Genomic DNA, 14430 nt, shown 5'->3' with positions numbered 1-14430 from the left:
CCGTCGTCAGGTGGCCGATCGCCCCGTCCTGCTCCATTAGACGCGCCCGGCGGCCCACGGGCATCGCTCTGCAGGGCCAGATCCGCGTACGTCTCACGGACCATCGGGCGGTGGGGGCGACCCTGATCCCGCCTCAGGGTTCCGTCCTCCTGCGGTCGAGTGCTGGCGTATCGTCGCGACATGGACGCAACCGACGCCTCCCCCGGAACACCAGCCCCCACCAGCAACGGAATGCGGCGGGCGCTGCGCAGAGCGCGTGACGGCGTGGCCCTCGACCTGGCCGAGGCCGCCGTGCTGCTGCAGGCCCGGGGGGAGGACCTGCGGGACCTCTGTGCCAGTGCGGCGAAGGTCCGCGACGCGGGCCTGGAGGCGGCGGGCCGGCCGGGCGTGGTCACGTACTCCAAGAAGGTCTTCATCCCGCTGACCCGGCTCTGCCGCGACAAGTGCCACTACTGCACCTTCGTCACGGTGCCGGGCAAGCTGCGCCGGGCGGGGCACGGCATGTACCTCTCGCCGGACGAGGTGCTGGAGATCGCCCGTCAGGGGGCCGCGCTGGGCTGCAAGGAGGCCCTGTTCACGCTGGGCGACCGCCCCGAGACCCGCTGGCCCGAGGCCCGCGAGTGGCTGGACGCGCACGGCTACGACGACACCCTCGCGTACGTCCGGGCGATGGCGATCCGGGTGCTGGAGGAGACCGGGCTGCTGCCGCACCTCAACCCGGGCGTGCTCACCTGGACGGACTTCCAGCGGCTGAAGCCGGTCGCCCCGTCCATGGGCATGATGCTGGAGACCACCGCCACCCGCCTGTGGTCCGAGCCGGGCGGCCCGCACTTCGGCTCGCCCGACAAGGAGCCGGCGGTGCGGCTGCGGGTGCTGGAGGACGCCGGGCGCAGCGCCGTGCCGTTCACCACCGGCGTGCTGATCGGCATCGGCGAGACGTACGAGGAGCGGGCCGACGCGCTGTTCGCGATCCGGCGCACCGCCCGGCAGTACCACGCCGTCCAGGAGGTGATCGTGCAGAACTTCCGGGCCAAGCCGGACACCGCGATGCGCGCGATGCCCGACGCCGAGCTGGAGGAGCTGGCCGCCGCCATCGCCGTCACCCGGCTGGTGCTCGGGCCGTCCGCCCGGATCCAGGCGCCGCCGAACCTCGTCGACTCCGAGTTCGCGCTGATCATCGGCGCGGGCATCGACGACTGGGGCGGCGTCTCCCCCCTGACGCCCGACCACGTCAACCCCGAACGCCCCTGGCCGCACATCGACGACCTGGCCGCCCGCACCGCCGAGTCCGGCTTCGAGCTGCGTGAGCGCCTCACCGTCTACCCCGAGTACCTGCTGCGCGGCGAGCCCTGGCTGGACCCGCGGATCCTGCCGCACGTGAACGCGCTCGCCGACCCGGTCACCGGCCTGGCACGGGAGGGCGCGATGCCCGTCGGTCTGCCGTGGCAGGAGCCCGAGGACCTGCCCGCCTCCTACGGGCGCACGGACCTGCACCGCACCATCGACACCGACGGCCGCACCGGCGACCGCCGGGCCGACTTCGAGGACGTGTACGGGGACTGGGAGGCGCTGCGCGAGCAGGTGGCCGGCGCGGCCCCGGAGCGGCTGAGCGGCGACGTCCGCGAGGCGCTGGCGGTGGCCGCCGACGATCCGACCCGGCTGACCGACGACCAGGCACTGGCGCTGTTCCACGCGGACGGCCCGGCGCTGGACGCGCTCTGCCGGATCGCCGACGACGTCCGCCGTGACGCCGTGGGCGACACCGTCACCTACTGCGTCACCCGGAACATCAACTTCACCAACGTCTGCTACACCGGCTGCCGGTTCTGCGCCTTCGCGCAGCGCCGCACCGACGCCGACGCCTACACCCTCTCGCTGGAGCAGGTCGCCGACCGCGCGGCCCAGGCCTGGGACGTCGGCGCCACCGAGGTCTGCATGCAGGGCGGCATCCACCCCGACCTGCCCGGCACCGCGTACTTCGACATCGCGCGCGCGGTGAAGGCCCGGGTGCCCGGCATCCACGTGCACGCCTTCTCCCCGATGGAGGTCGTCAACGGCGCCACCAGGACGGGCCTGTCGATCCGCGACTGGCTCCAGCAGGCCCGGGAGGCCGGCCTGGACACCATCCCGGGCACGGCGGCGGAGATCCTGGACGACGAGGTCCGCTGGGTGCTGACCAAGGGCAAGCTGCCCGCCGCCACCTGGGTCGAGGTCGTCAGCACCGCGCACGAGCTGGGCATCCGCTCCTCGTCCACGATGATGTACGGCCACGTGGACACCCCGGCGCACTGGCTGGGCCACCTGCGACTGCTCGCCGGGATCCAGCAGCGCACCGGCGGCTTCACCGAGTTCGTCACGCTGCCGTTCATCCACACCAACGCGCCGGTCTACCTGGCCGGCATCGCCCGGCCGGGGCCGACCGCCCGGGACAACCGGGTGGTGGTCGCGATGGCCCGGCTGCTGCTGCACACCCACATCCCCAACATCCAGACCAGCTGGGTGAAGCTGGGGGCCGAGGGCGCCGCCGAGATGCTCCGCTCGGGCGCCAACGACCTCGGCGGGACGCTCATGGAGGAGACCATCTCGCGGATGGCGGGCTCGGCGTACGGGAGCTACAAGTCCGTCCGCGACCTCCAGGCGATCGCCGAGGCCGCCGGGCGTCCGCACCGCCAGCGCACCACCACCTACGGCGAGGTGCCGGCCGAGCGCCGGGCCGCCGCGCTGGCCTCGGACGGCCACCTGCCGGAGCTGCTGCCGGTCCTGGAGTAGCGGCGGCGAAGGGCGGGGGCCTCCGGGGGCCTCGGGGATCGGCGGTGCCGAGGCCTCGGCACCGGCCGTGGCCGTGGGGCGCGCGGGCGGGACCGGGCGCTGCCCCGGTGCGTCCGTACGCCCACGATCCCCGCCGCGGGGCGTGGCCCCGCCGCCACGGCCCGCGCTAGGTTGGGGACATGACCGTGCTCGTGCGGCGTCGACACGTCGACCACTGCCGCGTATCCAGCACCGGCTGTCGCGGCTGACCCCACCGGGGTCGCCCCGGGCCGGGCCGGGGCGACCCGCCCCCGCACGCTCGTCCCTCCCTGCCGGGTCCGGCCGCGTCGTCCGACGCCGTCCGGCCCCGTGCCCGGTCCGCCGCCGCTCCGCGGCCGCGCCACCTCAGCCCGTCGGTGACCCGCCGCGTCCTCCCCGCCGGGGAGCGCTCCCGGCGGGCCGCCCGCCCCCGTGTGCTCCAGCCAGTGAATCCGGAGTCGGTCATGACCGAGAACCCCCGTGCCGTCGAGCAGTACCTCGCCAACAACGCGGACTACGCCGCCTCCTTCGCCGGACCGCTCCCGCTGCCGCCGGCCCGCCGGACCGCCGTCCTCGCCTGCATGGACGCCCGGCTCAACGTCTACGGCGTCCTCGGGCTGGCCGAGGGCGACTCGCACGTGATCCGCAATGCGGGCGGGGTCGCGACCGACGATGCGATCCGCTCGCTGGCGATCAGTCAGCGGCTGCTCGGGACGACGGAGATCATCCTGATCCACCACACCGACTGCGGCATGCTGACCTTCTCCGACGACGCCTTCCGGGAGTCGATCCGGGAGGAGACCGGCATCAAGCCGCCGTGGGCCGCCGAGGCCTTCGCCGACCTCGACACCGACGTGCGGCAGTCCGTCGCGCGGATCAGGAACAGCCCGTTCGTCCCGCACACCGACGCGGTGCGCGGCTTCGTGCTGGACGTCGCCACCGGCAAGCTCCAGGAGGTCGTGGTCTGACCCGCGGGCCCGCCGCCCGACGGCGGGGGCCGGCTCGCCCGGACCGCCGGGCGGGCGCCGGCCCCCGCCGTCCGCCGTCCTCAGCCCACCAGCAGCTGGCTGCGCAGGTCGCGCAGGTCCCGCTTGTCCAGGCCGAGGCCGGACCTGAGGTAGTCGTCGAAGGAGCCGAACTTCTGCTGGACCTCGTCGAAGCCGGCGTTGAGGTACTCCGCCCTGACGTCCAGCAGCGGCTTGTAGACGGCCTGGTAGGCCGGCGGGAGCTGGGCGAGCGTGGCGGCGTTCTCGGCGGCCCGGTAGGTGTTGCTGGCCAGGTAGTCGGCCTCGACCGTGGCGCGCGGCACGCCGAGGGCGGTGAGCAGCGCGGCGGAGGCCCAGCCGGTGCGGTCCTTGCCGGCGGTGCAGTGGAAGAGGACGCCCTCGTCGTCGCGCTCCACCAGGGATTCGAACACCGAGTGGTAGGCGGCCTTGGCGCTGTCGGCGGAGACCATGGTGCGCTCGGCGTCGATCATCACCTGGACGGCGGCCTGCGGGCTGGCCACGCTGAACTGGCCGGTGTCGGCGACGCCCAGGACGTTCGCGTCGTGGGCGGTGGCGCCGGCCGGGAGGCGGTCCGGCGCGGCCTTCCGCTCGGCGGGGGTGCGCAGGTCGAAGACCTCCTGGACGCCGAGCCGGCGCAGCTTGGCGAGGTCCTGGTCGGTGAGCCTGCTGAGGTCGCCGGAGCGGTAGACGACGCCCATCCGGACCCAGCTGCCGTCGGCGGTGCGGTAGCCGCCGGCGTCGCGGAAGTTGGGCGCCGAGGCGAGGTGCAACGAGCGGTCGGCGACGACCAGCGACTCGCCGCGGTCCGGCACCAGTTCGAAGAACCAGCGGTCGGCCGCCGGGAGGCCGGTGACCGTCACGGTGGCCGAGCCGGCGCCCTTGGCGACGGGCTTGCGGTGGCGGACGTCCTCCCGGTCGGTGCCGGCGTAGACGGTCACGCCCCGGGTGCCGGGGGCGGTCCAGGTCAGGGTGAAGCTGCCGTCGGCCTGCTGGACGGCGCTCGCGGCGGTGAAGGGGATGGCGTGCCGGGCGGCGGCCCGGGAGGCGGCGGGCGCGTCCTGGGCGGTGGCGGGGGCGGCGACGGCCAGGGCGGCGGGGGAGCCGAGGGTCAGCGCGCCGGTGAGGGTCAGCGCGGCGGCCAGGCGGGTGCGGGTGCGGGTCATGATCGGGACGGTAGGCAGCTCCGGGTGGTCGCCCGTGTCCGCCGGATGACGTGACGGCAACAGTTTGTTGAAGAGCGGCTGTCCGAGGGAACCCGTCAACCCGTCCGGCAATTCGAATACAGTGCGGGGGCGCGCGAACTGCCGTCGGGCGCGGTTGCCCGCCCCCGGTCCGGGGGCACCTCGCGGCCGAAGGCTGGTGGAGGGGATCCCCGCGACCCCTGGACGAAAGGGTTCCGACTCGTGATGCCTCTGTGGTCGCGCGCGCAGCAGCAGGACTTCCGCAGCCGGGTACGGGGCTGCCTGCTCGGCGGGGCGATCGGCGACGCGCTCGGGGCCGGCATCGAGTTCGAGTCGCTGGAGAAGATCCAGGCCGCGCACGGCCCGCAGGGCGTCACCGGCTACGTGCCCGCGTACGGCCGGACCGGTGCGATAACCGACGACACCCAGATGTCCCTGTTCACCGTCGACGGCCTGATCCGGGCCCACATCCGCCGCGACAGCGGCGGCTGGCACCCGCCCACCGACGTCCACCTCGCCTACCTGCGCTGGGCCGCCACCCAGCGCGACTGGGGCCCCGACGAGCGCCGCCCCGACCTCGGCTGGCTCGGCCGCGAGGAGTGGCTCTACGCCCAGCGCGCCCCCGGCCAGGCCTGCCTGTCCGGGCTCTCCGGGCCGCAGGCGGACCGGCTGGGCACCGTGGAGGCGCCGAAGAACCCGCACTCCAAGGGCTGCGGCACGGTGATGCGGGCCGCGCCGTTCGGGCTGCTCACCTCCTGGGAGCCGGGCCTGGTCTTCCAGCTGGCCGTGGAGTGCTCGGTGCTGACCCACGGCCACCCCTCCGGCTACCTCTCGGCGGGCGCCCTCGCCGTGATCGTCCACACCGTGGCCCGGGGCGGCACCCTGGAGGAGGGCGTGCACCTCGCGCTCGCCCTGCTCTCCGAACGGCCCTCGCACGAGGAGACGACCGCGGCGCTGCGCGGAGCGCTGGACGCCGTCCGCGCCGGGGAGCCGTCCGCGGAGCGGGTCGAGGCGCTCGGCGAGGGCTGGGTGGCCGAGGAGGCGCTGGCCATCGGCGTGTACTGCGCGCTGGTGGCGTACGACGTGAAGTCCGGACTGCTGCTCGCCGTCAACCACTCCGGGGACAGCGACTCGACCGGCGCGATCTGCGGCAACCTGCTCGGCGCCCTGCACGGGGACACCGCCCTGCCGCCGGAGCTGCTGGCCGCCCTGGAGGGCCGGGGGACGATCCTCGAACTCGCCGACGACTTCGTGCTGGAGCTGATGCACGGGCCGGAACTGCACGGCCAGGACGCGGGGGAGGGAGCGGCCTGGGCGGTGCGCTACCCGGTGGCCCGCTGACGGGGCCCACCGGCCGGCCCGCCGTCGTGGCAACGCGCCCGAGCCGGGGCGGGGCGGTGCGCGAGGGGGATCCGGTGCCCGCCGCCGGACGACGGCGGGCACCGGGACGGGCGGACTGTCTCAAGAGGTGAGGGCGGGTCAGAGCTCGCCGAAGGACCCGGCGCCGGCCGCCGCGGCGAACGCTGCCCAGGCCTCCTTGGAGAAGTGCAGCTGCGGACCGTGCGGGTCCTTGGAGTCGCGTACCGCGACGGCGGCCGCGCTCGGGACGGCGATCTCCACGCAGGCACCGTTGCCACCGCTGTGGCTGCTCTTGCGCCAGGTGAGGCCGTTCTCGAACTTGGTGGTCATGGTTGGTACCCCTCTGCGATCTTGGCTATCAGTGACCGGCTCTCCGCGACACTGAGGGCTGCGGCCATCAGGTGGTCGTACAGTCCGGTATAGCGGCGCACGTCGGCGTCCTTCTCCAGGTAGAGGTCGCTTGTCACCCCTTCGAAGTAGACAACGGTCGAATCCGCTGACTCGGGGAACTCCATCAGGGAGAATGTCCCGGTCATGCCGGGATGCGCGCCGTGCGAGAACGGGATCACCTGCAGATTGATGTTGGAGCGGGCGCTCAGGTCGAGCAGTTGCTGCAGCTGCTGGAACATCACCGCCCGGCTCCCGACCTCGCGGCGCAGGACGGCCTCGTCTATCACCGCCCAGAGGCTCCCCAGCTGGTTCTCGCCGTAGATCCGGCTCTGCCGCTTGATGCGCACCTCCACCCGCCGCCGCACCGCCGTGGCGTCGGTGTCCGGCTGGGTGCCCAGCACGACCGCCTCGGCGTACTCCTGGGTCTGCAGCAGCCCGGGGACGAAGGAGGACTCGTACGCGCGGATCGAGGAGGCCTCCGCCTCCAGCCCGATGTAGACGCTGTACGGGATGTCGCTGAACTCGTGCCACCAGCCGCGCTGCCGGGACTCCCTGGCCATCTCCATCAGCCCGGCACGGACCCGCTCGTCGTCGACGTTGTAGACGTCGCAGAGGTCCCTGACGTCCCGTTGGCTGATGCTGCGACGGCCGTTCTCCAGGCGGCTGATCTTGGACTGGGAGACCATCAGCCGCCCGGCCACCTCCTCCGCCGTCATTCCCAGGGTCTCGCGCAGTCGCCGCAACTCGGCGCCCAGCCTTCGGCGGCGCACTGTGGGATTGATGCTCGCGGACACATCGACCTCCGGCCGGACCTCTGGTGATCGTTGGACCGGCAATCCTCGGAACAGTGTGGAAATTGGTACCAACCCCCCTGACTTGGAGCAGCATGTCACCTTGGATCAGGTCGGCGCCGGGGAATCGCGGGAGCGCACTAGAACAGATCATCGGAAAAGCGCTTCGGCGAGACGGCGGCCGTCCCTGGGTGGTAAGAGCGACACTACGGCCGGATACACGGCAGAGGGGCGGCCACCCGGCGACTTCCGTGCCGGGCGACCGCCCCTCGGTACCTGCTGGTTGCTCACTCGCCACTAGTGGCGCGCGCCGCTCGCCGCGCGCCGTCCGGACCATCCGGTCACCGGACGCCGACCCGGGTCGGCACCGCCCGGCCCCCGGGGGCCGGAACCCGGCTCGCGGGCCGTGCGGCCGGACGACCGCCCGGAGCCGGCGCGGCGGCCGGCTGGGCGGCGTTACGGCCCTGCTGGGACGGAAGGCCGTTCTGCACGTCCATCACGGCGTGCGCGACCATCCCACCGAGCGGGTCGTAGCGGATCAGGTCGCGCAGTCGCGACCGCGACGACCTGCCCTCGTTGCCCGGATACAGATGTTTGCCGAGGCCCACGGCGTGGGCCAGGGCGGCCAGTGCGGCCGTCCTCGGGTCCGGCGGTACGCCGGTGCGGATCGACGTGTCGAGACGCTGCTTGATCGCGGCGTTCGAGCAGTCGTCCGACGCCTGGTAGCGCGTCGTCGGAAGGACCCCGCACACCTGTCCCGGCACCGCAGTCACCATGCCGCACCGTTCCAGGTGCGCCAGGTAGGTCTGCCGCAGCCCCAGTCGGGGCCCGCCGATCCAGTGCGCCGCACGCACCGGGCTGCCGCGACGGCGCAGCAGCTCCAGGGCGTGGTCCAGAGTGGGGTCGCCGGTCGGTCGTGGCAGCACCACGGCGATCCGGTCCCCATCCGGGACTATCCGTCCGGCCAGGGACAGCTCGACGAGCTGTGCCCCGGCGAGTCCGAGGTCGAGGGTCTGCGGCTGCGCCGTGGTACCCGTGGTCGGGTCCAGTGCGAGCAACAAGAGTTCCTCGGGAATTGTTCTGCGGCTCTTGCCCATCCAAGCCTCCCCGCGTGGATGAATGACAGAGTGACGCCTCTCACACGGCCTTGTCGAGTACGCCTCCGAATCGTGACCTTGCGGTCCGAACGGGGAACCGGCGGCACCGGGCCCGGCGTCTGAACACCGGACGGGCGGGGGAACGGCCGTGCGACCGCAATAACCGCCGGTCGGACGGGGTGTGGGTGGCCGGATCGGGCGCCCGGTGGCGGAGACTGTACAGGTACATGGGGCGGGGCGGCGGCTTCCCGAAATCGGGACGGCCGGTGCCCCGCCAGGCGTATGAGGAGGCTGGGTTACGTGGGTGAGTCCCCCGACAGAGTGCTGCGCGACGGGGAGCGGGAGCAGGAGCGGGAGGCCCCGCGGGCCCGGCCGGAGGTCGGCGTCGCCGGTGCGGACGGTGTCGCCGGTACGAACGGTGTCGCCGGTGCGGACGGGTCCGCCGGCACCACCGCGCCCCCGGCCCCGGCCGGTTCGACGGTCCAGCTGCGCCTCCGGGCGGACGGCGACGACGGTCCGGCCGCCGGCGGGGCCACCGCCGCCGCCGGGGCGGCCACCGCGGCCGAGGGCCGGGAGGCCCGCGCCGAGGCCGGCGAGCCCGCCCCCGGGGGCCCGGACGGCCGCTCGGGCGACGGCCCGGACGGTCCGGACGGCGCTCGGGGCCGGGCCCCGGGCGGAGGTCCGGCCCCGGACGGGCGCCCCGACCTGCCGGCCGACCTCACGCTGGAACTGACGGTTCCGCCGGCGGACGCACCGTCAGTCGGCGCCGCCAAGGCCGGCCCCACCGTGCAGTTGCGTGTCCGCGAAGTGGACAACCGGACCACTGCCCTGCGACTGCCGGCCGACAACGCGACCACGGCGCTGCGCCTGCCCGACCGGGTGACGAACCCCGCCGCGACCGCAGACTCCGCGAACAGTGCTGGTGACAGGCCTGCGGCGGACCTCGCCGCGAGCGCCGGCGCCGAGCCGGTCGCCGAACCCGCCGCCGTCGGCGCGTCCGTCGTCGAAGCGGCCGCCCGGTCGGCGGCGGTCGATCCGCGTCTCGCCATCCGGGACGGCGCCCCCGTGGCCCCGCGCACCGGAGCCGCCGGACGGGCTCGCACCACCGGCCCGGACCGGCAGTCCGAGCCGGCCACCGGATCGGCCGCCCGGCCGGTGACCGAGCCCGTCGCAGAGCCCGTCGCAGAGCCCGTCGCCGGGCCCGCCGTCGAGTCGGCCGCCGAGCCGGTCGCCGACTCGCTGTCGACCCGGAAGCTGGAGAAGCCCCAGGCGCTGCGCGCGCCCCGCCCCGGGGCGCCCGACGACGGCGGGGTGCCGGAGCCGCCCGGGCCCGCCCCCGTACCGGAGCCCGAACCGCAGCCCGAGCCGCTCCCGGCCCCCAAGCCCGTCCCCAAGCCCGTCCCCAAGCCCGTCCCCGAGCCGGCTCCCGAGCCGCTTCCGGCGCCGGAGCCGCAGCCCCTGCCGACCCCCGAGCCGCTGCCCGCCCCCGAGCCGCTGCCGGAGAGCACCTCCGAGGCGATGCAGGTCCTGGCGGCGCTGAGCGCCCGCCCGGTCTCGCCGCTGCGCCGCGCGCTCAGGCGGATCACCGTCTGGACGGTCTTCCTGTCCCTGGTGCTCGGCGTCGTGGTGGCGGCCCAGCTGCTGCGTCCGCTGCCCAGGCCCACTGTCGGCCTGGGTCTGGCGACCTCCGTCGTCTTCACCGGCAGCCCGCTGGACATGCCCTGGCCGGCCAAGGGGCAGTCGGCGGCCACGGTGGTCGGAGTGGGCAGCATGGGCAGCTCCGGGCCGGAGACGCCGGCGCCGATCGCCAGCGTCACCAAGGTGATGAACGCCTACCTGATCCTGCGCGACCACCCGCTGAAGAAGGGTGAGACGGGGCCCAAGCTCACCGTCGACAAGCAGGCCGCCCAGGAGTCGAGCGACGCCGACCAGTCCAAGATCACCCTCGCCGAGGGCCAGCAGCTCACCCAGTACGAGGCGCTGGAGATGCTGATGCTGCCGTCGGCCAACAACGTGGCGCGGCTGCTGGCCCGCTGGGACTCCGGCACGGAGGAGGCCTTCGTCCGGAAGATGAACGAGGCGGCCGCCGGGTTCGGCATGACCAACACCAGCTACGTCGACCCGGCCGGGTTCAACGCCGAGACCAAGAGCACCGCCAAGGACCAGCTGAAGCTGGCCGAGCAGGTCATGAAGAACGAGATCTTCCGGCAGGTCGTGGCCGAGGCCGACACCAACTTCAACGGGCAGAAGGTGTACAACACCAACACCCTGCTCAGCCCGAAGAACGGCGTCATCGGTGTCAAGACGGGCTCCAGCACCCCGGCCGGCGGCTGCCTGATGTGGGCGGCCGTCAAGGACGTCGGCGGCGTCCGGCGGATGATCCTCGGCGTCACCCTGGGCCAGCCGGCAACGGCCACCGAGCCCATCCTCAAGGCCGTCCAGACCGCGAGCGCCAAGCAGATCGCGGCGGCTCAGGGCGCCCTCGCCGGGCAGACCCTGGCGAAGGAGGGCGAGACCGTCGGGTACGTCGACGACGGGCTCGGCGGCCGGGTCCCGGTGGTGGCGGCCAAGGACGTCACCGTCGCCGGCTGGGACGGCGTCACCGCCACCCTCGCCCTGGAGTCGGCCACGGTCGGCCACCGGGCCAAGGCCGGCACCCAGGTCGGCGTGCTCCGGGTCGGCTCGGGCGACGGCAGGGTCGAGGTCCCGCTGGTCCTGAAGTCGGACCTGGCACCGCCGTCGATCCTGTCGCGGCTGACCCGCCTGCTCTGACCCGTCTGCTCTGATCCGCCCGACCTGACGGGCCGCCACCCCGGGCCCATCAGGCCTTGGGGCGGGCGGGAACGACGAAGGGACGTACGGTCCGCGACCGTACGTCCCTTCGTCGTTCTCGCTCGTTCCCGCTCGTTCTCGTCCGGCCCGATCCGGCCCGATCCGGAGGTCCGACGCCGGCGGCCGGCGGCGGCCCCGTCCGGCGGGGTCAGCCCCTGCGCTCCAGCAGGGACACCGTGAGCCCGCGGACCTGCCGGACCTCGGTGGCCCGGTACTGCGACAGCAGCGCGTTCGCCTGGTCGCCCGGCAGGCTCTGCAGCGGGTCCGCGCCGGCGCCCTCGAAGGTCACCACCCAGATCCGGCCGCCCTGGCCGACGCACTGGACGGCCACCGGGCACTCGACCGGGTACAGGTCCCCCGCCTGGGCCGCGGTGTTCTGCAGGAAGACCGGGTACGGGCGGACGTGCTGCGGCAGGTAGAAGTCCAGGCCGGGCCCGATCATCGCCCAGTTCTTGTCGCCGTGCGGGGCGACCACGCCGTCCCCGGGGCGGTAGCCGGCCGCTATCACCGCCGCCGCGCTCCGGTAGTCGCTGTACCGCTCGTGCGAGAACATGCCGCGGATCGCCCGCTGCTGCGGCAGGGTCTGGAAGGCCGGTACGGCGATCACGGCGAGCGCCAGCACCGCGCAGAGCCGGGCGGGCGCCCAGCGGCGCGCGGTCGCGTACAGGGCGCCGATGCCGCCGCCCGCCAGTGCGGCCCAGGCCGGCAGCGTGAAGAGCAGGTAGCGGTCGATGAAGTAGGAGGTGTCGCCGAGCGAGATGATCCAGACGCCGACCACCGGGACCTCGGCCAGCAGCAGCAACTGCAGCGCGGGCAGCCGCCGCCCGGACCACAGCAGGGTGGCCAGCGCCAGCACCACGAAGACGTGGTAGACGTCGACCGAGGCGAAGAGCTGGTGGCCGAAGGTCCGCAGCACGTACGGGGTGGGGGTCGGGATCCAGCCGAGCTGGCGGTCGACCTGGCTGCTGCCCAGCGCTATCAACGGCGCCACCGGCGCCAGCGCGGCCCCCACCGCCAGCGGGTAGTGCCAGAGCAGGCGCCGGTCGAGCGCGGCGCGGGTGCGCCACAGGTGCAGCAGCACCAGCGCCAGCTGCCCGCCCACCGTACTGAGGGAGATCAGGTGCGCGCCCCCGGCCAGGGCCAGGCAGGCGCTGTACCCGGCCCAGCGGGCGAGCCCGGGGCGCTCCAGGGCCAGCAGCAGCAGCCAGGTGGCGGCCGCCACGGCGCAGGTGACCAGCGCGTACGAGCGGGCCTCCTGGGCGTACCGGGAGATGCTCGGCACGACGGCGAAGAGCAGTCCGGCGGCCAGTCCGGCCACCCGGCTGTCGAACATCCGCTGCGCGGTGAGGGAGGAGAAGGCGGCGGCGCCGGCCATGGCGAGCACGGAGGGCAGTCGCAGGGCGACGGGGGAGTCGCCGAAGACGGTGGTCCACCCGTGCATCAGCACGTAGTAGACGCCGTTGCTGGCGTCGACGTTCTCCAGCATCCGCAGCAGGGCGCCGAGGCCGCGGGTGGAGGCGGTCCAGGTGGACACCTCGTCCCGCCAGAGCTCGGGGGTGGTGAGCCGGTAGCCGCCGACGCAGAGCATCACCAACGCGGGCCATATCCACACACTGCCCGTCAGCCTGGAGAGGGTACGGGCGGGCGCGGATGGCGTCATGGAGCGGAGCCTCGTGCTGGAAGAGAGCGTCATAGGGCAGCCCCGGAGGACTGGCGACCGGAGCGGCTCCCAGGCTACTGGAGATCGGCACTGACGATTCGTCCGGTTTCATGAAAATGTTCGTCCGGGCACCGTCAGTACCCGGACGACCCCCGTACCCCGACCTCGGTGCCCCGGCCCTGTACCCCGTGCCCGGCCGCGTTCCGGCGTCCGGACGTCGACCTGTCCGCGCGCATCGTCCGCGCGCAGGACGCGCCGAGGCCGGCACCCGGGAACTCATGACGTGGACGGGGGCGCAGCACCACCCGGGCCGCGCTGATCCACCAGCACACGACCGGCCACCGAGACCGGGCCGTCGCCGACAGGACGGGTGGGGCCGCCCGCGGCACGCTCGGCGAGCAGGACCCGCCAGGGGGTACGGGCACGGCTGGGGCACGAGCGGACCAGCCGTCCGGAACGAAAGAGGCCCGGGCCGGAGGGTTTCCCCTCTGGCCCGGGCCTCTTCGCGTTTCCGCGTCGTGCCCCAGGCAGGATTCGAACCTGCGACACCGGCTTTAGGAGAGCCGTGCTCTATCCCCTGAGCTACTGAGGCGGGGTGTCTCGCGACCCGCTGCCGTACGCCCGGGGGCGTACTCGGCGTGGACCGACAGACGTCCTGGTCGGCCGGCGTGGCGCTGCGTTCGGTGGTGCCCTGTGGCGCCGTCCGGCCGAATGCGCAGCGGGTGGCCTGCTGACCCCTGACAGACTAGCGGATGGTGCCTGTGGAGATCGCCCCAGTTCCGCTCATTGCGGTGAGGGCGTCCCGGCTGCCGTCCGGGGCCCACGGTGTGGCAGGTGGGGCGGGGAGGCCGAGGGGCGGGGCCGCGGTTGAGGGGTGACCGGACGCGGTTGTGCGAGGTGGCCTGACGGCGCGGCGGTGTGGAGTTGTGACGCAGGGTCAGTCCCTTGGTCCTCCGGGTCGTTGGGGGATCCGGTTGCCCGGCTGCCCGGGGGCGCCGAGCGGTGGTGGGGCCGGGGGCGGCGGAGCCCGGTCGTGGGCGCGCGCCGGGGTCGGCCTACCGGCGCGGCCAGGGGGCGCGGGTCACGAGGGCCGTCCACTCGTTGTCGGGGTGTCCCGGGACGGCCCGACCGGCACTCGTCCACCGGTGGACGAGCTCGTCGAAGATCGGCTCGTCCGGTCGGTCCGCCCGGGCCGGTCCGTCGGGGTGCAGAAGCGTTTCGGCGTCCGCCAGCGTGGGGGGCCGCCACTGCGCAGGTATCACTCTCATGGTCCATCAACGCCATCCGGCGCCGGGAGGTTACCGAGTGGCGCCCGAGCGGGGGCGC

Annotated in this window: 10 protein-coding genes and 1 tRNA gene; 4 read left to right on the top strand and 7 right to left on the bottom strand. The window is 74.0% G+C overall.

Annotated elements, in window-relative coordinates; genetic code table 11:
- Nucleotides 1–180: 180 nt before the first annotated feature.
- Nucleotides 181–2769, top strand: a complete 2589-nt coding sequence (locus tag ACFTWP_RS03715) for a bifunctional FO biosynthesis protein CofGH (protein WP_380262304.1) — start codon at nucleotides 181–183, stop codon at nucleotides 2767–2769.
- Between the two features lie 482 nt (nucleotides 2770–3251).
- A complete protein-coding gene (locus tag ACFTWP_RS03710) occupies nucleotides 3252–3755 on the top strand; it encodes a beta-class carbonic anhydrase (RefSeq protein ID WP_380262302.1) in 504 nt (167 codons plus the stop codon).
- 80 nt (nucleotides 3756–3835) lie between these two features.
- On the opposite strand, the gene ACFTWP_RS03705 is transcribed toward ACFTWP_RS03710, so the two are convergent.
- Nucleotides 3836–4957, bottom strand: coding sequence for a tyrosine-protein phosphatase (locus ACFTWP_RS03705; RefSeq protein ID WP_380262300.1), 1122 nt, complete (start codon nucleotides 4955–4957; stop codon nucleotides 3836–3838).
- Nucleotides 4958–5200: 243 nt separating this feature from the next.
- Between ACFTWP_RS03705 and ACFTWP_RS03700 the strand changes: the two genes are divergently transcribed.
- On the top strand, nucleotides 5201–6316 hold the full coding sequence (locus tag ACFTWP_RS03700) for an ADP-ribosylglycohydrolase family protein (RefSeq protein ID WP_380262298.1): 1116 nt from the start codon (nucleotides 5201–5203) through the stop codon (nucleotides 6314–6316).
- A gap of 138 nt (nucleotides 6317–6454) precedes the next feature.
- On the opposite strand, the gene ACFTWP_RS03695 is transcribed toward ACFTWP_RS03700, so the two are convergent.
- The 3 genes from ACFTWP_RS03695 to ACFTWP_RS03685 all read right to left on the bottom strand — a co-directional run bounded on the left by ACFTWP_RS03695 (nucleotide 6455) and on the right by ACFTWP_RS03685 (nucleotide 8612).
- Nucleotides 6455–6664 carry a DUF397 domain-containing protein gene (locus tag ACFTWP_RS03695; RefSeq protein ID WP_380262296.1) on the bottom strand — a complete coding sequence of 70 codons (210 nt, stop codon included), beginning with the start codon at nucleotides 6662–6664 and terminating at the stop codon, nucleotides 6455–6457.
- Complete coding sequence (locus tag ACFTWP_RS03690; RefSeq protein WP_380262294.1) at nucleotides 6661–7518, bottom strand: helix-turn-helix domain-containing protein; 858 nt, start codon at nucleotides 7516–7518, stop codon at nucleotides 6661–6663. The genes ACFTWP_RS03695 and ACFTWP_RS03690 overlap by 4 nt, the downstream gene beginning before the upstream one ends.
- Before the next feature lie 338 nt (nucleotides 7519–7856).
- Nucleotides 7857–8612 (bottom strand): GPP34 family phosphoprotein, encoded by a 756-nt coding sequence (locus ACFTWP_RS03685; RefSeq protein ID WP_380262292.1) that lies wholly within the window; start codon nucleotides 8610–8612, stop codon nucleotides 7857–7859.
- 300 nt (nucleotides 8613–8912) lie between these two features.
- Between ACFTWP_RS03685 and ACFTWP_RS03680 the strand changes: the two genes are divergently transcribed.
- Entirely contained in the window at nucleotides 8913–11384 is a 2472-nt protein-coding gene (locus tag ACFTWP_RS03680; RefSeq protein ID WP_380262290.1) for a hypothetical protein, read from the top strand.
- A gap of 208 nt (nucleotides 11385–11592) precedes the next feature.
- Here ACFTWP_RS03680 and ACFTWP_RS03675 read toward each other — a convergent pair whose 3' ends face one another.
- The 3 genes from ACFTWP_RS03675 to ACFTWP_RS03665 all read right to left on the bottom strand — a co-directional run bounded on the left by ACFTWP_RS03675 (nucleotide 11593) and on the right by ACFTWP_RS03665 (nucleotide 14372).
- Nucleotides 11593–13104: a glycosyltransferase family 39 protein gene (locus tag ACFTWP_RS03675; protein ID WP_380262288.1), complete on the bottom strand. Its 1512-nt coding sequence runs from the start codon at nucleotides 13102–13104 to the stop codon at nucleotides 11593–11595.
- Between the two features lie 519 nt (nucleotides 13105–13623).
- Nucleotides 13624–13696, bottom strand: a tRNA-Arg gene (locus ACFTWP_RS03670).
- Between the two features lie 463 nt (nucleotides 13697–14159).
- A complete protein-coding gene (locus ACFTWP_RS03665; protein ID WP_380262286.1) occupies nucleotides 14160–14372 on the bottom strand; it encodes a hypothetical protein in 213 nt (70 codons plus the stop codon).
- Nucleotides 14373–14430 lie beyond the last annotated feature (58 nt).

This window comes from Kitasatospora sp. NPDC057015 (assembly GCF_042673745.1).
In the GTDB taxonomy this organism is placed as follows: Bacteria; Actinomycetota; Actinomycetes; order Streptomycetales; family Streptomycetaceae; genus Kitasatospora.
Note: the sequence above shows the minus strand (reverse complement) of the source record. Positions and strands in the feature narration are given on the sequence as shown.

Coding starts and splice junctions, on each gene's coding strand:
- ACFTWP_RS03715 (WP_380262304.1), top strand. CDS start 181: ATGGACGCAACCGACGCCTCCCCCGGAACACCAGCCCCCACCAGCAAC.
- ACFTWP_RS03710 (WP_380262302.1), top strand. CDS start 3,252: ATGACCGAGAACCCCCGTGCCGTCGAGCAGTACCTCGCCAACAACGCG.
- ACFTWP_RS03705 (WP_380262300.1), bottom strand. CDS start 4,957: ATGACCCGCACCCGCACCCGCCTGGCCGCCGCGCTGACCCTCACCGGC.
- ACFTWP_RS03700 (WP_380262298.1), top strand. CDS start 5,201: ATGCCTCTGTGGTCGCGCGCGCAGCAGCAGGACTTCCGCAGCCGGGTA.
- ACFTWP_RS03695 (WP_380262296.1), bottom strand. CDS start 6,664: ATGACCACCAAGTTCGAGAACGGCCTCACCTGGCGCAAGAGCAGCCAC.
- ACFTWP_RS03685 (WP_380262292.1), bottom strand. CDS start 8,612: ATGGGCAAGAGCCGCAGAACAATTCCCGAGGAACTCTTGTTGCTCGCA.
- ACFTWP_RS03675 (WP_380262288.1), bottom strand. CDS start 13,104: ATGACGCCATCCGCGCCCGCCCGTACCCTCTCCAGGCTGACGGGCAGT.
- ACFTWP_RS03665 (WP_380262286.1), bottom strand. CDS start 14,372: ATGAGAGTGATACCTGCGCAGTGGCGGCCCCCCACGCTGGCGGACGCC.